21 protein-coding genes are annotated in these 19,677 nt (G+C 59.1%); 6 read left to right on the forward strand and 15 right to left on the reverse strand.

Going from position 1 to position 19,677, the window contains the following annotated elements; all coding sequences use genetic code 11:
* Window positions 1-34: 34 nt before the first annotated feature.
* The 6 genes from tatC to ubiE all read right to left on the reverse strand — a co-directional run bounded on the left by tatC (window position 35) and on the right by ubiE (window position 4,496).
* Complete coding sequence (tatC, locus tag BLT77_RS01130) at window positions 35-799, reverse strand: twin-arginine translocase subunit TatC (RefSeq protein WP_090360593.1); 765 nt, start codon at window positions 797-799, stop codon at window positions 35-37.
* A gap of 2 nt (window positions 800-801) precedes the next feature.
* Window positions 802-1,197, reverse strand: a complete 396-nt coding sequence (gene tatB, locus BLT77_RS01135) for a Sec-independent protein translocase protein TatB (protein WP_090360597.1) — start codon at window positions 1,195-1,197, stop codon at window positions 802-804.
* Window positions 1,198-1,203: 6 nt separating this feature from the next.
* On the reverse strand, window positions 1,204-1,431 hold the full coding sequence (gene tatA / locus BLT77_RS01140) for a Sec-independent protein translocase subunit TatA (RefSeq protein ID WP_028111390.1): 228 nt from the start codon (window positions 1,429-1,431) through the stop codon (window positions 1,204-1,206).
* Between the two features lie 66 nt (window positions 1,432-1,497).
* Window positions 1,498-3,132: a ubiquinone biosynthesis regulatory protein kinase UbiB gene (gene ubiB, locus BLT77_RS01145; RefSeq protein ID WP_090360604.1), complete on the reverse strand. Its 1,635-nt coding sequence runs from the start codon at window positions 3,130-3,132 to the stop codon at window positions 1,498-1,500.
* The gene (locus BLT77_RS01150) at window positions 3,122-3,730 is read right to left on the reverse strand and encodes a ubiquinone biosynthesis accessory factor UbiJ (protein ID WP_176819154.1); all 609 of its coding nucleotides are present in this window, start codon (window positions 3,728-3,730) and stop codon (window positions 3,122-3,124) included. Before BLT77_RS01150 ends, ubiB begins: the two co-directional genes overlap by 11 nt.
* 13 nt (window positions 3,731-3,743) lie before the next feature.
* Window positions 3,744-4,496, reverse strand: a complete 753-nt coding sequence (ubiE, locus tag BLT77_RS01155) for a bifunctional demethylmenaquinone methyltransferase/2-methoxy-6-polyprenyl-1,4-benzoquinol methylase UbiE (RefSeq protein ID WP_090360613.1) — start codon at window positions 4,494-4,496, stop codon at window positions 3,744-3,746.
* Window positions 4,497-4,682: 186 nt separating this feature from the next.
* Between ubiE and BLT77_RS01160 the strand changes: the two genes are divergently transcribed.
* Together BLT77_RS01160 and BLT77_RS01165 are read left to right on the forward strand one after the other, a co-directional pair.
* Window positions 4,683-5,318, forward strand: coding sequence for a transglutaminase-like cysteine peptidase (locus BLT77_RS01160; protein ID WP_218126881.1), 636 nt, complete (start codon window positions 4,683-4,685; stop codon window positions 5,316-5,318).
* The gene (locus BLT77_RS01165; RefSeq protein WP_090360616.1) at window positions 5,315-7,243 is read left to right on the forward strand and encodes a bifunctional diguanylate cyclase/phosphodiesterase; all 1,929 of its coding nucleotides are present in this window, start codon (window positions 5,315-5,317) and stop codon (window positions 7,241-7,243) included. Before BLT77_RS01160 ends, BLT77_RS01165 begins: the two co-directional genes overlap by 4 nt.
* On the opposite strand, the gene BLT77_RS01170 is transcribed toward BLT77_RS01165, so the two are convergent.
* A complete protein-coding gene (locus tag BLT77_RS01170) occupies window positions 7,206-8,273 on the reverse strand; it encodes a formimidoylglutamase (RefSeq protein ID WP_090360620.1) in 1,068 nt (355 codons plus the stop codon). The genes BLT77_RS01165 and BLT77_RS01170 overlap by 38 nt on opposite strands.
* A 2-nt stretch (window positions 8,274-8,275) precedes the next feature.
* On the reverse strand, window positions 8,276-8,761 hold the full coding sequence (gene rraA / locus BLT77_RS01175; RefSeq protein WP_090360623.1) for a ribonuclease E activity regulator RraA: 486 nt from the start codon (window positions 8,759-8,761) through the stop codon (window positions 8,276-8,278).
* Between the two features lie 343 nt (window positions 8,762-9,104).
* Between rraA and BLT77_RS01180 the strand changes: the two genes are divergently transcribed.
* The 3 genes from BLT77_RS01180 (at window position 9,105) to BLT77_RS01190 (ending at window position 11,133) form a co-directional block, all read left to right on the forward strand.
* A complete protein-coding gene (locus tag BLT77_RS01180) occupies window positions 9,105-9,353 on the forward strand; it encodes a YgjV family protein (RefSeq protein ID WP_028111397.1) in 249 nt (82 codons plus the stop codon).
* A 190-nt stretch (window positions 9,354-9,543) separates the two neighbouring features.
* Window positions 9,544-10,062, forward strand: coding sequence for a phosphatase PAP2 family protein (locus BLT77_RS01185; RefSeq protein WP_090360626.1), 519 nt, complete (start codon window positions 9,544-9,546; stop codon window positions 10,060-10,062).
* A gap of 9 nt (window positions 10,063-10,071) precedes the next feature.
* Complete coding sequence (locus tag BLT77_RS01190; protein ID WP_090360630.1) at window positions 10,072-11,133, forward strand: MJ1255/VC2487 family glycosyltransferase; 1,062 nt, start codon at window positions 10,072-10,074, stop codon at window positions 11,131-11,133.
* Between the two features lie 27 nt (window positions 11,134-11,160).
* Here BLT77_RS01190 and BLT77_RS01195 read toward each other — a convergent pair whose 3' ends face one another.
* The 7 genes from BLT77_RS01195 to priA all read right to left on the reverse strand — a co-directional run bounded on the left by BLT77_RS01195 (window position 11,161) and on the right by priA (window position 18,996).
* Entirely contained in the window at window positions 11,161-11,550 is a 390-nt protein-coding gene (locus BLT77_RS01195; RefSeq protein ID WP_090360634.1) for a gamma-butyrobetaine hydroxylase family protein, read from the reverse strand.
* A gap of 17 nt (window positions 11,551-11,567) precedes the next feature.
* The gene (gene hslU / locus BLT77_RS01200) at window positions 11,568-12,896 is read right to left on the reverse strand and encodes an ATP-dependent protease ATPase subunit HslU (RefSeq protein WP_090360640.1); all 1,329 of its coding nucleotides are present in this window, start codon (window positions 12,894-12,896) and stop codon (window positions 11,568-11,570) included.
* A 5-nt stretch (window positions 12,897-12,901) separates the two neighbouring features.
* Window positions 12,902-13,432, reverse strand: a complete 531-nt coding sequence (gene hslV / locus BLT77_RS01205) for an ATP-dependent protease subunit HslV (RefSeq protein ID WP_028111402.1) — start codon at window positions 13,430-13,432, stop codon at window positions 12,902-12,904.
* 251 nt (window positions 13,433-13,683) lie between these two features.
* On the reverse strand, window positions 13,684-14,289 hold the full coding sequence (locus BLT77_RS01210) for a tRNA-uridine aminocarboxypropyltransferase (RefSeq protein WP_090360645.1): 606 nt from the start codon (window positions 14,287-14,289) through the stop codon (window positions 13,684-13,686).
* Between the two features lie 50 nt (window positions 14,290-14,339).
* On the reverse strand, window positions 14,340-14,894 hold the full coding sequence (locus BLT77_RS01215) for an SPOR domain-containing protein (RefSeq protein WP_090360649.1): 555 nt from the start codon (window positions 14,892-14,894) through the stop codon (window positions 14,340-14,342).
* Window positions 14,895-14,897: 3 nt separating this feature from the next.
* Window positions 14,898-16,646 carry an arginine--tRNA ligase gene (argS, locus tag BLT77_RS01220; RefSeq protein WP_090360654.1) on the reverse strand — a complete coding sequence of 583 codons (1,749 nt, stop codon included), beginning with the start codon at window positions 16,644-16,646 and terminating at the stop codon, window positions 14,898-14,900.
* Between the two features lie 160 nt (window positions 16,647-16,806).
* The gene (priA, locus tag BLT77_RS01225; protein ID WP_090360657.1) at window positions 16,807-18,996 is read right to left on the reverse strand and encodes a primosomal protein N'; all 2,190 of its coding nucleotides are present in this window, start codon (window positions 18,994-18,996) and stop codon (window positions 16,807-16,809) included.
* 255 nt (window positions 18,997-19,251) lie between these two features.
* Between priA and rpmE the strand changes: the two genes are divergently transcribed.
* Window positions 19,252-19,464, forward strand: coding sequence for a 50S ribosomal protein L31 (gene rpmE / locus BLT77_RS01230; RefSeq protein ID WP_084144269.1), 213 nt, complete (start codon window positions 19,252-19,254; stop codon window positions 19,462-19,464).
* Window positions 19,465-19,677 lie beyond the last annotated feature (213 nt).

The following is a 19,677-nucleotide window of genomic DNA, read 5'->3' on the forward strand; positions in this document are numbered from 1 at the left end:
TATTGTCCCTTAGACCGCCAGATCGGGAGGGAAGTTACTCTTTGGTGGCTTCCTCGGTAGTCTCTTCCTGATCCTCTTCTTCTTCATCTCGGGGCTTGTAGAGGCGAGCGAAGAACAGGCCTCCTTCAAACAGCAGCAGCATCGGCAAAGCCAACATACTCTGTGAGATGATGTCCGGCGGTGTCAGTAGCATACCAACAACGAAGGCGCCGACAACAATATAAGGTCGGTTTTTCTTCAAATCCTCCGGGGTGGTAACCCCTGCCCAGCACAATAAAATCACCGCTACCGGGATTTCAAAGGCCAGTCCGAAGGCGAAAAACAGCTTCAGAACAAAGCTCAGGTAGCTGTTGATGTCGGTTGCGACCTGTACCCCTTCCGGTGCCACACTGGTGAAGAATCCGAATACCACCGGGAATACGATGTAGTACGCAAACGCGATGCCACCATAAAACAGCAGTGAGCTGCTAACCAGCAGCGGAAACACCAGTCGCTTCTCATGCTTGTACAGTCCCGGTGCCACAAAGGCCCAGATTTGGAACAGCACATAGGGCATGGCAATGAACAATGCCACAAACATGGTCAGCTTGAAGGGAGCGAAGAACGGTGAAGCCACGTCGGTGGCGATCATCGAGGCGTTGTCCGGCATTACCGCCAGCAGCGGTAAGGACAGATAGTTATAGATGTCGTTAGCCCAGTACGCCAGACTGGCGAACACGAGCAAGACACCGCCGATGATGTGCATCAGGCGGTTTCTCAGCTCAAGCAGATGACTGATTAGGGGTTGCTGCTCGGACATACTTACTCTGAAGGTTTACCCGATTCCGTGGCCTTGGGGGCTGAGGGCTCGGGAGTGGGCGAGATCGAAGGGGCAGGGGACTCGGTGGTTTCCGGTTGTTGCACCTGATAGGGGCGATTAACCGATTGTGCAGCGTCACGAAGTTCCTGAATCGATTGCTTCAGGCCCGGATCCAGAGATTCGAGTCCTTTGGACTCGGCCTTCTTAAGATCCGACTGCAGCTGCTCGATCTTCAGTTCCTGCTCAAGTTCGTCTTTTACTGAACTGGCCATGCGTTTGATGGTAGTCAGCCACCGGCTGACACTTCGCATGGCAACTGGTAGCCGCTCTGGTCCCAGCACCACCAGGCCCAAAACGGCAATCAGAACCAGTTCAAACATGCCAATACCGTCAAACATAGTGGATTAGGCCTGTTCTTTGTTTTTCTGCTCGGCAGTGGTGGAGTCTGCTGCCTTCTCTTCTTCGATAGCTTTCTTTTCTGCAGGCTTGGCGTCTTCGTCGCCAATGGCTTTCTTAAAGCCCTTTACCGCGCCACCCAGATCGGAGCCCATGCCACGCAGTTTCTTAGTTCCGAACAGCAGAACTACGATCAGTGCGATGATTAGAAGTTGCCAAATACTGATGCCACCCATGTTGTCTCCGGGATCTCTAAAAAAGTAAATAAACGATATTCAATGTATCAAGTTTTGACGGCTTTTTCACTGGTTGTTGAGCCGCCACCCTTGGGTCCATGCCGCAATTCCGGCAAGAGCCAAAGCCGTTGAAGGCCAGATTGTACTGAATTTCCCTAGCAATATTGTGCTTGAGATCAACAAAACCGAGCCAATAATGAGGAAGTAGTGACTATTGTGAATCCTGCGGCGTTGGTGGATGTATCGATCCATGATCCCCTGGGGATGTCGGAGCAGTTGCCGACTCAGTTGCAGGTTGTCGTGCAGCAGATCCGGCATCTCCGGAAGCTTCTCCAGCCAGAACGGTAATGCCTCACGAACCCGCTTGGCCTGAGCCGATGGTCCGATCTGTTCGGCCATCCACTGCTCCAGGAAGGGTTTGGCGGTTTGCCACAGATCCAGCTGTGGATACAACTGCCGCCCCAGGCCTTCGATGTACAGCAGGGTCTTCTCCAGCAGCACCAGTTGCGGTTGCACCTCCATCTCGAATTCTCGGGCACAACGGAACAGCTCCACCAGCAGGTGGCCGAAGCTGATCTGCGACAGCGGTTTGTTCTCCAGAGGTTCCAGTACCTTGCGCAGTGCCTTTTCAAACTCGATGGGGTCGGTGTCGGCGCTGACCCAGCCGGAACCGATGTAGACGTGGGCCAGGCGGGGGTAGTCCTGGTTGAAGAAGGCCAGGAATACGTCGGCCAGGCAGCGCTTGTCGTTTTCGGTCAGGCTGCCGACGATGCCGCAGTCGATGCCGATGTAGGTGGGGTCGTCCGGGTGCTCGCGGCTGACAAAGATGTTGCCCGGGTGCATGTCGGCGTGGAAGAAGTTGTCGCGGAATACCTGGGTAAAGAACACCTCCACCCCGCGCTCCGCCAGCTTCTTCATGTCGGTACCCTGGGCTTTAAGGGCCTCCAGGTCGGTCACCGGAATGCCGTAGATCCGCTCCATCACCAGCAGCTTACGCCGGCACAGCTCCGGGTAGACTCTGGGGATGTAGAGTGCCGGTGAACCAGCGAAATTGTCTCTCAGGCGGCGGGCGTTGCTGGCTTCCTGTACCAAATCCAGCTCCGCCAGAATGGTTTTACGGTAGTCGTCCACCACCTCGGCGGCACGCAGACGCTTGCCTTTCTCGGTGTTGCTTATCAGTGCGGCGGTGGCCGCCATCAGCCCCAGATCGGCGTGAATCACCCGCTCGATGTCCGGGCGGACCACCTTGAGGATGATCTCGTCACCGGTGGCTTTAATGGTCGCGGTGTGCACCTGAGCCACCGAGGCGGAGGCCAGCGGTGTAACGTCGAAGTCACTGAACAGGCGGTCGATGGGTTGCCCCAGTGCCTGCTCAATCTCCTGCTGGGCCAGCAGACCATCGAACGGCGGGACCCGGTCCTGCAGTTCTGCCAGGGCGTTGGCAAACTCATCCGGCAGCAGATCCCGTCGCGTAGACAACATCTGACCAAATTTAATGAACACCGGCCCCAGAGATTGCAGTGCCAATTTGACTCTGGCGCTGGCGTTGGCATTGCTGGCTTTGCGCCCGACCCAGAACATCAGCCGATCCATGATTTTGAGTATCAGTGGAGTGCGCTCGGCGGGCAGAAGGTCGATCAGCCGGTATTGACGAACGGTTCGGGCTATCTGATAGGCACGCTTGAGGGCACTAAGGCTCATGGCGTTTCTCCAGCGCAGTCAGGCGGCTCAGCAGGGCCTCGGCCCGTTGCTGCAGTTCATCCACGTGATGGCAGAATAGGCCGACTTCGCTGGAACCAGGCAGTACCTGGCGTTCCTCGATCAGGTAGTCGCTCAGGTGGGCGCCACCTGCCTGAAGTTGTTGGCGACCGAGATCAAACAGCCCTTTACCCAGGCTGTGCATGCGGTAAGCCATGCCGTCGCCGACAATCTTGCTCAGGGGCTCGGTCAGATCCGGTTCAATCTGCCCCAGTAGCTGGGTCAGCTTGCCCACCAGCTGCATGTCGCCGCTGATCTCCAGCTTCTGCTGCTTGACCAGCTCCGACAGGGGTTCGCCCGCCTGAATGGCGGCCAACACCGACAGGCTGACGCTGAGCTTGGCCTGGCTGTCGCCGCCATAGCGACTGTACACCTGAATGGGGTCGGCCATGATCAGGTACATGGGCCATGGCAGTTCGGCAAGCTGCAGTTCGATCACCTGCCCCTGGCAGTCGGCCAGGGGACGGGCATCGGGGTGGTACTTCAGCAGGTGCCCCAGCGCCGCTTCCAGGCTGCCTGCTACTAGGGTGGCAAGGTGCATAGTGCCTCGCTGATCAGAACTTATAGCCGCGGTGCAGGGCAACCACACCATTGGTCATGTTGACGTAGTCCGCCTGGTCGAAACCGGCGTTGAGCATCATCTGCTTCAGGGTTTCCTGATCCGGATGCATACGAATGGACTCCGACAGGTACTGGTAGCTCTCGGCATCGCCGGCCACCATGGAGCCCATCTTGGGGATCACCTGGAAGCTGTAGAAGTCGTAGGCTTTCTGCATCATCGGGCTCAGTGGCTTGGAGAACTCCAGTACCAGCAGTTTTCCACCAGGCTTAAGCACCCGATTCATGGACGCCAGCGCTTTCTCTTTCTCGGTGACATTACGCAGGCCGAAGGCGATGGTAATGATGTCAAAATGGTTATCCGGGAACGGCAGGGCTTCGGCGTTGGCCTGTACGTAGTTGACGTTGCCGACGACACCCTGATCCTGCAGCTTGGCGCGACCGACTTTCAGCATCGAGTCGTTGATGTCGGCCAGAACCACTTCGCCTTTTTCACCCACCAGCTGGGAGAACTTCTTGGTCAGGTCACCGGTACCACCGGCCAGATCCAGAACCTTCATGCCCGGACGGGCGGCGGCGCATTCGATGGTGAAACGTTTCCAATAGCGATGAACCCCGAAAGACATCAAATCGTTCATCAGGTCGTATTTGGAGGCGACAGAGTGGAATACATCGGCAACCATTTCGGCCTTTTTATCGGCCTCTACCGTTTTGTATCCGAAATGGGTCTTGTCCCCGTTATCAGCCATGAGCGGGCATTCCTATGTTAGCTAGCTGGAAATTGGACACAGTCTACACTTTAAAACAGTGAACAGAAACGGGGTGCGGCCAATCTGTAACCGTTATCACGATGCATACTGTGCCCCCTTACAGAATTATTGCTTCGATTTCGGGGTCTGGCATTACGTGTGCGTATCGTTTTGATCATTCTTACTTTGTTGACCAGTTCTGCCTGGGCGGAGCCGCTGCCCCAATGGCGGGTATTTTTCGCCCCGGATCGGTTAGCCCAGGTTGAGAAGCACTTTGGCGCCAAGGGGGTGGACGAGGTGATGAAGCTACACGATTTTATTGATGCCCGCCTGCAACTTTCCCTGCCCCCTTTCGACCACTTGAAACCGGTGAACGACTACTTCAATCAATACCGTTTTGTCTCCGATCAGCGCCATTGGCAGCAGCCGGATTACTGGGCCACCCCGTTTGAGTTTGTGGCCAGCGGCGGTGGCGATTGTGAGGACTTCTCGCTGGCCAAGTTTTTTACCTTGCGGGTGCTGGGCATGCCGTCGGTGCAGATGCGTCTGATGTACGCCAAAGCGCTGGAGCTCAACCAGGCCCACATGGTGCTGACCTACCTGGAGCAGGAGCAGGCGATGCCCCTGGTTCTGGATAACCTCAACAAGGCGATTCTGCCCGGAGACCAGCGACCGGATCTGCTGCCGGTCTATAGCTTTAACGGTGAAGGGTTGTGGCGGGCACGGGCGTTCGACCAGGGGGTGCGCCTGAAGCAGGGGGAGAACGGCATTTTGCTGTGGCAGGAGTTATTGGAGAGGCTGGCGGCCGGGGAGGGGAGATGACGTTATTTCGGTTGTTACTGATCTGTCTGGTGCTGCTGGTGGCCAGCCTGACCGCCACCACGCTGGCGCTGTTTGTGCGTGGTAGCCAGGAGTACCTGGTGACCCAGCTGGCCAGCCATGGTCAGGACACGGCCACCTCCTTTGGGTTGTCCCTGTCGCCGGTGCTGGCCGGCGATGACTGGGTGCTGGCCGAATCCATGGTGGATGCCATCTTTGATCGCGGTGATTTTGCCTCGCTGACTCTGGAGGGCGGCGGCCGTCGGCTCGAACGGGTCGCCGGCACTCCCCCCGAGGTGGCTCCGGCGTGGTTTCGGCAGTGGGTGACGGTGCAGGTCCCCCCCAGAGTGACCGAAATCAATGCCGGCTGGCGGCTGGTGGCGACCCTGACGGTGACCGTGAATCCGCAGCCGGCGATATTGCACCTGTATCGCGTTACCCGTCATGCACTGATGGTGGCATTAGTGGTGGCCCTGTTGGCGATTGTGTCCGGAGCCTGGATTCTGCGCTGGATCCTGGCGCCTCTAAAATCGGCTCAGGCTCAGGCGGAGGGGTTGCGGCGACGGCGTTTCATCCGCCAGCACAAACTGCCGCTGCTGACCGAGCTGCGTGCCCTGACCCTGACCATGAACCGCATGGTGGAGAACAGCGAGCAGCAATATCGTCACCAGTGCAAACGCATCGAACAGCTGCAGCGGGCCAGCTTCATCGATGCCGAAACCGGTCTGGGCAATGGTCAGCGAGGCCGGGATCGGTTGGATCAGATGCTTAATGACCGTGAGCTGGAGTATGGCGTGCTGGTGCAGGTGCATCTCAGTGGTCTGGAGCAGTTGGAACATCAGCTCGGGTTAGCTGCCCAGCAGCCTTTGATCCAGGGGGTCAGCGAACTGATGCGCCAGCAGTTGGCACGGTTGCCACTGGCCAGGTTGTACCGCATGGGGCAGGCGGATTTCTGGATCCTGTTGCCAGGGGTGGAGGCACCGGACTGGGCCGCTAGTGGTGAGCAGCTGACGGCGGCGTTGAATCAGCAGGTGACCCTGGCCGGTGCGACCCGGGTGGTGCTGGCCCAGCAACCGTTCCATTTTGGTCAGTCGGTGACCGAGGTTGAGCAGCAGTTGCACCTTCAGTTGCAGCGGCGTCTGAGCGGAGCGGCCGAGGTGCCGGAGGCCGAGGTCGAGCGGGCGGATTTGTCGGTTCAGCGTGCGCGGCTGGCGCGGTTGCTGGAGCGGGTTCCCAGGCTGTTGTTGCAGCCGGTCGTTGGGCCTCAGGGGCAACCGCTGTATTACGAAGTGTTGGCGCGTTTTTTTGATGGCCAGTGCTGGCGGGCGCCGGCCTCAGTGGTGGTACTGGCGCAGCGGCTGGAGCGGGATCAGCAGGTGGACCTGCTGGTACTGGAAGCCTTGCTGGCCCAGGTAAAGCAGCAGCCACTGGCGGCAACGCTGGCGGTCAATCTGACGGCTGCCTCGTTGCTCTCTGCCCAGTGTGCACCGCGGCTGGGACGGGTTGGCAAACAGCTGAAGGCCTTTGGTGCGTCGCTGGCGGTGGAGATACCGGAACAGGCCCTGCTTGAACATCCGGACGGAGTTCGGTTCGCGGTGGAGCAACTGCTGCAACAGGGGATACCGGTGTGGCTGGATCACGTCACTCCGGCCGGGGTGGCGGAGCTGGAGACCCTGCCGGTCACCGGCATTAAGCTGGATCCCGGCTACAGCCGTCACCTGAATCAGCAGGGAAGCTACGAGTCGCTGCTACCGTTGATGGTGACCGCTGCCCATGCTCGGGGGGTGCTGGTGGTGGCGGAGCAGGTGGAGGAGGCCGAAGTCGCAGAGCGATTGTGGGGCCATCAGGTGGATGGACTGCAGGGGTTTGCCCTGACCAAGCCCAGGCCCTTTACTGAGGTGTCCGCTGCCGACCGTTCAGATAGCTGAGCACCAGCTCTGACAAGGCCTGGCCGATCTGACGCCGGCCGGCGACGAGGCCGGCGGGGTGACACTCAGGCGCTCCCTCTGCCAGGTGCAGGTAACGGCAGGCCGGGTGACGGGCCAGGGCATAGACGATGTGCAGCGCATCCATCAGCGGAATGCCGGCCACGGTTTCGGCGGAGCTGGCGAGGGCGGCAATGGCATCCAGATCCACTTCGATGCCCAAAGGCAGGGTCGAGGCACTGACGTCGTTGTCGATCTGTTCCAGCACCTGGTGCAGGGGGCGTTCACGCCGGACCCAAAGCTGCTGAAGGCTGGTCCAGTGTTTGCCGGACTGACGCAGTGCGATCAGGCTGGCTTGATTGTTCTTCTGTTCGTGTAACCCCAGCACATGGTAATAGCCCAACGCACCCTGTTCATGGGCGTAGGCGAAGCCGTTGCCGCTGTGGCGACCTTCGGGGGCTCGAAAGTCGCTGTGGGGATCGAGGTTGACGGCGGCCATGGGGCTGTCCAGCGCCTGGCTGCAGCCCATCAGGATCGGAAAGGCGTTATTGTGGCCGCCACCGATGACGATGGGTTCCAGCCCGGCGTCGACGATGGTTTCAATCACCGGCATGACCCGCTGATCCAGGTCGGCGGTGTGCTCGCGTAGGGCCTGCAGTTGTTCCGGATCCGCCGGGTCCAGAAACTGGCTCTGTTCCAGCAGTTCGGTGGTGTCGATGTGGCCCAGCAGCAGCAGTTGTTCACCGCCCAGCAGTTCATTGGCCTGCAGGTTGGCAAATTGGGCCAGAAACGCGCCCCAGCCCTGTTCGGCGCCGCCACGGCCGAGGTTGGCCCGGGGGCCGATGTCTTCAGGAATGCCCAGCAGTACATAGCGGGCACCCTGTTGGCGGCCCTCAATCAGCCGCTCAGACAGAGAAGCGGTTATCGGACCGAGTTCCGCCGCGAGCAGCCAGTGTTCGCCTTGGTGCGCCTCGCCACCGCGATGGTGAACGTAGGCGCCGAGATAGTCCTTATCTGCCAGCACCAGCGTCATGATCAGTCGATGTCCAGCGGGTCGGGGGACAGGATGATGCCGGTGGAATCGGCGTACAGGTGATCCTCCGGCAGGAAGGTCACACCGCCAAAGTTCACCGGTACGTCGACGGCACCTTCGCCGGTCTGGTAAGCGCCAACCGGAATCGAGGCCAGAGCCTGAATGCCGACGTCGATGTCCTCAAGGGCATCCACTTCTCGGACGCAGCCGTAGACGATCAGGCCTTCCCAGTTGTTGCGTGCCGCCAACTCCGCCAGTTCGGCGTCGATCAGGGCGCGGCGCAGTGAGCCTCCGCCGTCAATCAGCAGCACTTTGCCGGTGCCTTCCTGCTCCAGGGTGTCGGCGATCAGCACGTTATCCTCAAAACACTTGATGGTGTGCAGTTCGCCCCCGAACGAATCGCAGCCACCAAAGTTGGTGAACATGGGTTCGACCACGTCGACTTGTTCGGCGTACAGGTCGCAGAGTTCAGATGTGTTGTAGTGCATGATTGCCCCCTTCGCAGTGCGTTTTCGACCCAAGTATAACCCCAATTTTCACCATTGAAATGCGGCTTTTGTGGCAGAACTCATTGTTTGTTAATTGAGTTTTGCTTTCCTTGGCAGACATCTATTTCAATTGTGTTGTAAAATAACGAAACAAATCAATTTGTCAGGCAACTAATGCGTGATCTCGATCACGCTTAATGCACGAATGTATTGATGTTAACAACTTGTTTGCTACCATCTGTCGCGATTTTTTTGATTAATGATTCACCAGACAGTTCGGGGCAAGGAGTCTCCATCACCAGTCAAGGTAGAGGGGAATCGTCAGCATTTCTGAGGAAGTATCATGGAACTGAACCTGGTTGAAGTCGTCGGTCATATGGCCTCCATTATGGTTGCCATCTCCCTGATGATGAAAAATATTGTGCGACTGCGAGTGCTCAACTTCATTGGTTGCTCGTTGTTTGTGATTTACGGTTTGCTCATCGACGCATCACCGGTCTGGACCATGAACGCCTTCGTTGCCAGCGTCAACGTGTTCTATCTGGTGAAGATGTTCCGCGAAGACAAATCGCCTCAGGCTGAAAGCGCTTAAGCCGCTGATGCCGGAGAAAAGGGTCGCCAAGGCGGCCCTTTTTTGTGGCTGAAATTTGAACCTTCCCTCCCGTACCCCTGCGCTATCACCCTGTTTTTATTGATGTCATTGAATTGACCTGCGGGCGTAATTTTTCTGTCACCGGACCACCATACCTTCACAGCTAATTCGAAGAGCGAGGGGACTCGTGATGTGGCAACAACTGGATGAGTGGGACAGAGAGTGCTTTTTGTGGCTGAACAAAGCCGGTAACCATCCCGGAGCCCAGTGGTGGGCCCGCAACCTTTCCCGCAGCGGCGACGGGGCCGGATACGCGCTGTTTGCGTGCATTGCCGCCGGCTACGATGGCGCGCAGGGGATGCTGCTGCTGGCGGTGTTGCTGCTGGCCTATGCCATCGAACTGCCGCTGTATTGGCTGCTCAAGACCCGTCTGCGGCGCCAGCGCCCCTGCCAGGCGTTGGTGGGCTGCCAGGCGCTGGTGAATCCCCACGATAGATTCAGCCTGCCGTCCGGGCACAGCGCGGCGGCGTTCCTGTTTGCCACCTTGCTGGCCTGGTACCTTCCGATCCTTGCTCCCTGGTGTTTCGTCTGGGCCTCCGGCGTGGCCTGGGGACGGGTGGTGCTCGGGGTGCACTACCCCGGCGACGTGGTGGCGGGGGCGTCTCTGGGCACCTGTGCCGCTTTGGTAAGCATGTCATGGTTGATTTAGGGCGGATTGATGCGAATTTTGTACGGCATACAAGGTACAGGCAACGGTCATCTGACCCGGGGCCGGGTAATGGCGCCGGCGTTGGCCGATGAGGGGATCGAGGTGGACTACCTGTTTTCCGGTCGTCCTCGTCAGCAGTTTTTCGATATGCAGCCTTTCGGGGAGTTCCAATGCCGCGACGGCTTGTCGTTTGCGACCCGCGTTGGCGGGGTCGACATGTGGCGGACCTGCCGAACGAATCGTCTCGACACCTTCTGGAACGATGTGCGGCACCTGGACTTGGGCGATTACGATCTGGTGTTGAATGACTTTGAACCCATCAGCGCCTGGGCGGCGCGGCGCCAGGGCAAGGAGTGCATCAGCGTCAGCCATCAAAACGCCTTCCAACACGATGTGCCGGTGGCGGGACAGCGCTGGCTGGACAAGCTGATCATGAGCCGGTTTGCGCCGGCTTCTATTCACCTGGGGTGCCACTGGCATCATTTTGGCTGTGATCTGCTGCCGCCCTTTATCGAGCCGCCCCATGAGCAGGTGACCGAGGTCGGGCACGTACTGGTGTACCTGCCGTTTGAGGAGCCGGCGGCCATCGCCACTCTGTTGCGGTCGGTGCCCGAGGTGTTGTTCCAGGTGTATCACGGCCAGCCGGCGCCATTGTCGCTGCCGGCCCACGTGCACTGGAACCGTTTCGATCGTCAGGGATTTCAGCGCCACCTGGGTGGCTGCTCCGGGGTGATCTGTTCCGCCGGCTTTGAGCTGGTGTCTGAGGCGCTGGTGCTGGGGAAAAAGCTGTTGTTGAAACCGCTGAAAGGCCAGTTTGAACAGAGATCCAATGCGCTGGCTCTGGCGCTGCTCGGGGCGGCGACGGTAATGGACAGCGGTGGCCGGCATGAGCTTAAGCGCTGGCTGGCGAGCAGCGCCTGTGAACCGGTCCACTATCCGCAGATGGGGACGATGCTGGCCCGCTGGTTAAAGCAGGGGGAGTGGCACACCATCTCGGCCCTGTGCCGGGATGCCTGGGCGCAGGCGCGGTTGCCGGAGAGTTGGCAGCACAAATGGGCCTACGCCTATTAAAAAAGGAGCCGTCCGGCTCCTTTTCGATTACTTATCGCTGTAGTGAATCTTTACGTCCAGCAACGGCTCGCGGCTGCCCTTGGCGGCTTTGAGGCGGGTGAGGTACTCCTCCCACATCTGGCCCTGGTTCATGGCAAAGCTGTACAGCACATCCCAGGAATAGAGGCCACTGTCGTGGCCATCATCGAACACCAGCTTGACCGCGTATTTGCCTACCGGCTCGATCTTGTTGATGTTCACTTCCCGCTTGTTGGTGACCAGCTGGGGGTTGCCGTGGCCGTGCACCTCCGCAGAGGGCGAGCAGACCCGCAGCAGTTCGCAGGCCAGTTGGGCGGTTTCGCCGGTTTCGAACGCAACCTCGAGAACCCGTGACTTGCGCTTCAGTTTGAGCTTGGTGACTTTTGGTGCCTGACGCATGGCAAACCTCGTTGTAGTTACAGGATAAAGCGAGACAGATCTTCGTTCTCTACCAGCATGTCCAGATGATCATTGACGTACTTGGCATCGATGGTCAGGGTGTCACCGCTCTTGTCGGAGGCCTCAAACGAGATCTCCTCCATCAACTTTTCCATCACCGTGTGCAGGCGACGGGCACCGATGTTTTCGGTGCGCTCGTTGACCTGCCACGCGGCTTCGGCAATGCGCTTAATGCCGTTGTCGGTAAACTGGATGGCGACCCCTTCGGTGGCCATCAGGGCGCGATACTGCTCGGTCAGGCTGGCGTTGGGCTCGGTCAGAATGCGAATAAAGTCATCCGCAGACAGGGCTTCCAGTTCCACACGAATCGGCAGCCGACCCTGGAGCTCCGGAATCAGATCCGATGGCTTGGCCAGCTGGAAAGCGCCGGAGGCGATAAACAGGATGTGGTCGGTTTTTACCATGCCGTGCTTGGTGTTAACGGTACAGCCTTCCACCAGCGGCAGCAGATCACGCTGAACCCCTTCCCGGGAGACGTCCGGGCCGGAGCTTTCACCGCGCTTACAGATCTTGTCGATCTCATCCAGAAACACGATGCCGTTCTGCTCGACCGCGTCGATGGCTTTCTCTTTCAGCTCTTCCGGATTCACCAGCTTGGCGGCTTCCTCCTCCACCATCAGCTTGAGGGCTTCGGAGACTTTCATCTTGCGGCGCTTGCTGGGTTGGTTGCCCATGTTCTGGAACATCGACTGCAGCTGGTTGGCCATCTCCTCCATGCCCGGCGGGGTCATGATCTCCACGCCCATGGGGGATTGAGACACATCGATCTCGATCTCTTTGTCGTTTAACTGGCCTTCACGCAGTTTCTTGCGGAAGGTCTGGCGAGTGGCGCTGTCGCTGCTGCTGTTGTCCTGGGACCATTCATCGCGGGGCTTGGGCAGCAGGGCGTCAAGTACCCGCTCTTCAGCCGCTTCTTCGGCACGGAAGCGGTTGCGCTCCACTTCGTGTTCCCGGGTCATCTTGATGGCGGAGTCGGTCAGATCGCGAATGATCTGCTCGACCTCTTTGCCCACGTAACCCACTTCGGTGAACTTGGTCGCTTCGACCTTGATGAACGGCGCCTTGGCCAGCTTGGCCAGACGACGGGCAATTTCGGTTTTACCCACACCGGTGGGGCCGATCATCAGAATGTTTTTCGGCGTCACTTCCTGGCGCAGTTCGCCGTCCAGCTGCATGCGGCGCCAGCGGTTACGCAGAGCAATGGCAACCGCTTTTTTAGCGTCGTTCTGACCGATGATGTGACTGTTCAGTTCGGAAACAATTTCTCTTGGCGTCATTTCAGACATGGCGATTAACCCTTGCTTGGAAGTTCTTCAACGGTGTGGTTCTGGTTGGTGAATACGCAGATATCACCGGCGATGGTCAGGGCTTTTTCGCAGATTTCGCGGGCACCCAGATCGGTATTCTGCAGCAGAGCCTGGGCAGCGGCCTGGGCGAAGTTGCCCCCGGAGCCGATGGCCACCAGGTCGTGCTCCGGCTCCACCACGTCACCGTTGCCGGAAATCAGCAAACTGGTTTCCTCGTCTGCTACGATAAGCATAGCTTCCAGCTTCTGCAGTGACCGTTCGGTCCGCCAGGCTTTTGCCAGCTCGACGGCCGCCCGGGTCAACTGGCCCTGATGGGCGTTGAGCTTGGCTTCCAGCAACTCAAACAGGGTAAAGGCATCGGCGGTGGCACCTGCGAATCCGGCCAGCACTTTGCCGCCGTTCAGCAGCCGCACTTTGCGGGCGTTCCCTTTCATTACCGTGTTGCCCAGGGATACCTGGCCATCTCCGGCGATGACTACTTTGTCGCCGCGGCGAACCGATACAATGGTGGTCATAGTGATTCCTTTTTGCGTTCCGGGCCAGGCCCGGCTCTGGAAGTCGAATATCTGTTGTTAGCAGTAGATGTGGGGACAGTATCGGCCAGCTTCAACCCTAAAATCGGCCTCAGCCGAGATTTATGACATAAAAGCGGTGTTTGAGCGGACTAACGTGGCGATGGAAGCGGTAGTGGCCGGCAGGGGAGTGATACCAAGGCCTGGAGCAGACACCCACGTCGCCCGCGGGCTGAAGGTAGCCAGAGTGTCGTTCAGCTTTTCGTTTGGTAACGGTGTTTTACGTCGGCGGGCATGTGGGCCAGCTGGCTGGCTTTGAGGGCGTCAAAGGCGGCAAACAGTGGCCCGGTGTCGCAGCGATCGATGGTGTTCAGGCCGTGGGCAATGGCCTCCAGTGTCGACAGGCTGTCGGCCCGATGGGCTTTGCGAATCTGGTAATCGCCTTTGGGCACCTCGGCAAAGCTCAGCTTGGGCAGGGCCTGCAACCAGGGGTTGAGTTGCAACAGGCGATAGACTTTCTTCCAGGTGCCGTCGAGTACCAGCAGGTTCAGGGGGGCGCTGTCCTGGCCCAGGGTTTCCATGGCGGTGGCGTCTTCGCCTGGGTACAGCAGGTAGCTGGGGTGGTCGCTGTCGGCCAGCCGTTGTCGCAACGAAGCAAAATCCTCGGGGTGTTCGCCCGGCCATAACTGGCCCTTGTCCAGACACAGCAGACTGAGGGCAGCGGTGCCTTTGGCGGCATTCGCCTCGGAGGGGTGCTGCAGGATGTGGATCGGATGCCGGTTGTGCACCGGTGCGATGGCGGCGCACAGGCACACTTTTTGTGGTCGTTGGCAGTGGGGACAGGTTGGGCGTTTGCTCATAATTCAGTATCGAAAAAAAGGGCTACCCCAGGGTAGCCCTAATCTTTGGTTCAGTTCCACAGCCAGATCTGGCAGCCGTTGATGCCGCCGCGCTGGACCTTGTGGCGTTCGCTCTCGGCCACCCGTTTGCGCTCATAGGGGCCGAGAACCACCCGGAACCAGACGCCATTGCTGCCGGTGGTTCGTCGTACCTGGGACTCCATCCCCATAAAGGCGATCTTGGCCTTCATGGCTTCCGCCTGGCTCTGCTTGCGGAAGGAGCCGCACTGCATCTGGTAGGGGCCACCCAGCTCCTGCTTGGGCACCTCGACCTCAACCTCTTTCTCCGGCAGGGTCTCGATGTATTCCCAGGTTTCCTGTGGCTTTTCCGGCAGTGCCGGTTCGGCCTTGGCAGGTTTCGGCTTCGTCACCGGTACCGCGACCGGGGTGTCGGCCACCGGTTGCCCGTCGGACGCACCCTGAATCGACCAGAGGAAATAGCCAAAACCGCCGATCAGGGCGATCACCAGCACCAGCCTCAGCCAGGGAAAGGCCGGTTTCGATGCGGCTTTACGGCCTTTGGCGCGCGGCTTTCGACCGCGCTTGGCGTAGTCCCGGGTAGCCATGGATTACATGCGCTCCAGGGTGTTGATGCCCAGCAGACCCAGGCCGACTTTCAGGGTGTTGGCGGTGGCCAGGCACAGGCGCAGGCGGCTGGCCTTGACCTCGGCTTCGACATCATCCTTGTTGATGGGGCAGGCTTCGTAGAAGCTCATGAAGGCACCGGCCAGCTCAAACAGGTAGGTACACATCAGGTGAGGGGCGCCCTTGGCGGCAACGCCATGGACCACGTCGTTCAGTTGCACCAGCTTTTGTGCCAGCGCTTCCTCTTTGTCGTGCTCCAGGATGATGCTGCCGGTCAGTTCGGTGGCGCTGACACCGGCTTTACGGAAAATCGACTGGATGCGGCTGTAGGCATACAGCATGTACGGGGCGGTGTTGCCTTCAAAGGTCAACATGTTGTCCCAGTCGAAGACGTAATCGGTGGTGCGGTTCTTGGACAGATCCGAGTATTTCACCGATGCCATGGCCACGGTGGTGGCGATGGTGTCCAGCTCCTCGCCCTGCAGATCCGGGTTTTTGTCACCGATCAGCTTGGTGGCGCGTTGATGGGCTTCTTCCAGCAGGTCGGCCAGTTTCACCGTACCGCCGCTGCGGGTCTTGAACGGCTTGCCGTCTTTGCCCAGCATCATACCGAAAGCGCAGTGCTCGGTGGTGGTGGTCTCAGGCAGGTAACCGGCCTTGCGGGCGATCAGCCAGGCCTGCTGCAGGTGCTGCGCCTGACGGGAATCGATAAAGTACAGGATGCGGTCGGCGGCAAAGGTGTCGACCCGGTATTTGGCGGCGGCAATGTCGGTGGTGGTGTACAGGAAGCCACCGTCGCGCTTGCGGATGATCACCCCCATGGGGTTGCCGTCTTTGCCTTTGTATTCGTCGAGGAAGACCACGGTGGCGCCGTCGTCTTCCACGGCCAGGCCTTGCTCAACCAGATCGGCGACCACTTCAGGCAGCAGGGCGTTGTACAGGCTTTCACCCATGACATCGTCGTTGCTCAGGGAAACATTGAGGCGATCGTAGATGGCCTGGTTCTGGGCCATGGTGATGTCCACCAGCTTTTTCCACATGGTGCGGCAGTATTCGTCGCCACCCTGCAGTTTCACCACGTAGTTGCGGGCACGCTCGGCGAAGGCGTTGTCTTCGTCGTAGTACTTTTTGGCTTCGCGGTAGAAGGCTTCCAGATCGGACAGATCCATATCGGAGGCGCTTTCGTTCTCCATCTTTTCCAGATAGGCGATCAGCATGCCGAACTGGGTACCCCAATCGCCGATGTGGTTGGCGCGAATCACCTTGTGGCCCAGGAACTCCAGGGTACGGGTGACGGCATCGCCGATGACGGTAGAGCGGATGTGGTGTACCGCCATCTCTTTGGCGACGTTGGGCGCCGAGTAGTCGGTCACAATGGTCTGAGGCGCGGCGACGGCGGCCACGTTGGCTCGGCTGTCGGAGGCGATGGTTTCGATCTGCTTGCCGAGCCAGCCGGAATCGAGGAAGAAGTTGATGAAGCCGGGGCCGGCGATCTCGACTTTGGACACCAGTTCGGAGGCCGGCAGGGTGTCGATGATCAGTTGCGCCAGTTCACGGGGATTTTTCTTGGCGGGCTTGGCCAGCATCATGGCCAGGTTAGTCGCCAGGTCGCCGTGGCTTTTGTCCCGGGTTCGGTCTACCTGAACGCGAGGCGCAGCCTCGGCTGGAATGTGATCATTCTCTTTCAGGAGAGTGACAGTCTGTTCAAGTAACTGCTGGATATGTTCTTTCATCGCGACACCGAAAAACTCTATGGGGACAGGCCGGATAACGGCTGATAATCAAACCGCCCATATTAGCGCCTAAAGCGCTTAATACCAACGCTTTGTTTGTCCGGTAATCGAGTTTCTTGCTGTTGTAGGCCAGTGGCGGTGATTTTGCTTCGACGGCGCTTTACAGCAGATCCTGGGGATCCCGTTCCAGATGCCAGCGGCAGCGCTTTGCGGAGGGCAGTTGCTCGATGCGGGGCAGGGCCTGTTCCAGTGCCTGTTGCAGGTGCTTGCGATCGTTGGCCAGCAGCAGGGTGTGGTAGCGGAATTTTCCCGCTTTGCGCTCCATGGGGGCCGGCATCGGCCCAACCCGCTGAATCGGCAGGGCATCAAAGCAGTGGTTGGCCTCATTGAGGAACTGCTGTGCCTGATTGGCGTAGGTGGCTTCGGCCCGAATGATCGCCATCTGGCCTGCCGGTGGCAGCATGGCATCCATGCGCTCTTTCAGGGCGGTGTCGGCAAAGGGGCCGTAGCCCTGGGTGGTCAGTTGGTGCAGTAGCGGATGTTCCGGCTGGTGGGTTTGCAGGATCACTTCGCCGGGTTTGCTGGCACGACCGGCGCGACCGGCCACCTGGATGTACAGCTGTGCCAGGCGCTCCGAGGCTCGAAAATCGGCGGAGAACAGGGCACCGTCGACATCCAGCAGCCCCACCAGGGTGACGTCGGGAAAGTGGTGGCCCTTGGCGAGCATCTGGGTACCGATGAGGATTCGGGCTTCGCCGCGGCGAATCTTCTCCAGTAACTGGTTGAGACTGCCTTTGCGGGAGGTGGTGTCGCGGTCGATGCGAACCACGGGGTACTGGGGGTAGCGCTGCACCAGCGCCTGCTCCAGCTGTTCGGTGCCCACTCCCTGGGTGAACAGCTGGGTCGATCCGCATTCGTGGCACTGGCGCGGCAGGCGTTTCTGGCTGCCGCAATGGTGGCATTGCACCATGCCCGAGCCCTGATGCACCGTATAGAAGGCGTCGCAGCGACTGCAGCCATGGAGGTGGCCGCATTCGTGACACAGCAGCGCAGGGGCGAAGCCGCGGCGGTTAAGGAACAACATCACCTGGTTGCCGGCACTCAGATGTTGCTCCATCTTTTCCAGCAGTTGCTTGGACAGGCCGGCATCCAGGTTTTGCAGCCGCAGATCGACGATGCGCTGCTTAACGTGCTGGGCCACCCCGGCGCGCGCGGTCAGTTGCAGTCGTTTGTACTTGCCGTTGGCGACGTTATACAGGCTTTCCATGGAGGGGGTGGCAGATCCGAGAATGATGGGCACCTGCTGCAGTTGTGCCCGCATTACCGCTAGGTCGCGGCCGTGGTAACGAAATCCCTCCTGCTGCTTAAAGCTGGCGTCGTGCTCCTCGTCGATGATGATCATTCCCAGTTTTGGCATGGCGGTGAACAGGGCGGAGCGGGTGCCGATGACGATGCCGAGGGCGCCGGCCTGGGCTTGTTGCCACACCTGCAGGCGTTCGTTGTCGTTCATGGCCGAGTGCAGCACTCCGACCGGCACCGGAAAGCGTCGCTGGAAGCGTTCGATGGTTTGCGGAGTCAGGCCGATCTCCGGCACCAGTACCAGCACGGTTTTACCAGCCCGAAGAATGGGCTCCATCAGGTGCAGGTAGACCTCTGTCTTGCCGGAACCGGTGACCCCCTCCAGCAGGTAGGCGCCGAAGTGCCCCAGATCGCCGCTGATGGATGCCACCGCGACTGCCTGCTCCCGGTTCAGCACCTGCGGGGTTTCCCCCAGCGTCAGTTGCTGCTGCCAGTCGGTATCGAAGCTAAGGGCCTGTTCGCCGGCCTCGATCAGGCCTTTGTCGGCCAGGGCTTTCAGTGCCTGGCGGCTGAACTCCAGCTTACTGACGTCGCTGTCGGCGATTCGGGTCTGGGTCTGCAGGTAAGCCAGCAGGCGCTGCTGCTGAAAGGCGCGTTTGAGGCTGTCGAGATCGGTGCTGCGGCCGGTGTCGGTCAGTTGCCACAGTTTGATCGGCTGCGGCCGGGCCGATTCGCCCTGGCGCAGTTTTACCGGCAGCAGTTGGTTCAGCACCATGCCGATGGGGCTGCAATAATAGCGTGCCGCCAGCCGCGACAGCTGCCATAGGGTATCGTCCAGCACCGGCGTCGGGTCCAGCACCCGCTCTATGGGTTTCAGTTTGCTGTCCGGCAGATCGCTGTGCTCGCTGGTGGCCACCACCACACCCACCATCGACTGGCGACCAAAGGGCACCTCGACCCGGCAGCCTGGCTGCGGCAGGGGGTGATCCGTTGCGGGCAGATAGCTGAACAGTTGGCGAAGTGGAACGGGCAGGGCGACCTGAATGTACACAGAGCTGTCTCATTAGTTAGCGGGCATCGGTGGTCCGGGCGATTGAAGTCCCCGGTTTCTGCGGCCATCGCAGGGATCCAGCGACGGCCTTCGACTACCCTATCAGAGGTGGAACAATGATACTATGGAGGGTGATTGATGCTTGCGGCGGTTGGTCACATCATGTACCATTACGCGCCTTAAAATTGTCAATAACGACGTATGGTGTCCGGCTTTGGATCGGATAGCGATACGGCCTTAACTGAGGTTTTCCCAATGAAACAAGGTATTCACCCAGAGTACGCTGAAATCAACGCTACTTGCTCTTGCGGTAACGTAATCAAGACTCGTTCTACCGTAGGTAAAGATCTGCACCTGGACGTATGTTCTTCTTGTCACCCATTCTACACCGGTAAGCAGAAAGTTCTGGACACCGGCGGCCGTGTGGACAAGTTCAAGAAACGTTTCGGCGCGCTGTCTTCCAAGTAAGCCGACCCGTTTTAGGAAAAGGGCACCCATCGGGTGCCCTTTTTCGTTCCGGTTCGAAAATTTATTCGATAGAAAAAGACTATTTAAATTGGTCAGTCTTTTTTACCATCTAAATAGCCAAAGCTCACCTTCCAACTGACGTTTCTTCCTATATTACTGTCAGTGTTGAATTAGTTTATTTCTTCATTTAGTCACTTTTTCTGAACGATACCT

The sequence above is a fragment of the Ferrimonas sediminum genome, assembly GCF_900100175.1.
GTDB classification, from domain to species: Bacteria; Pseudomonadota; Gammaproteobacteria; order Enterobacterales; family Shewanellaceae; genus Ferrimonas; species Ferrimonas sediminum.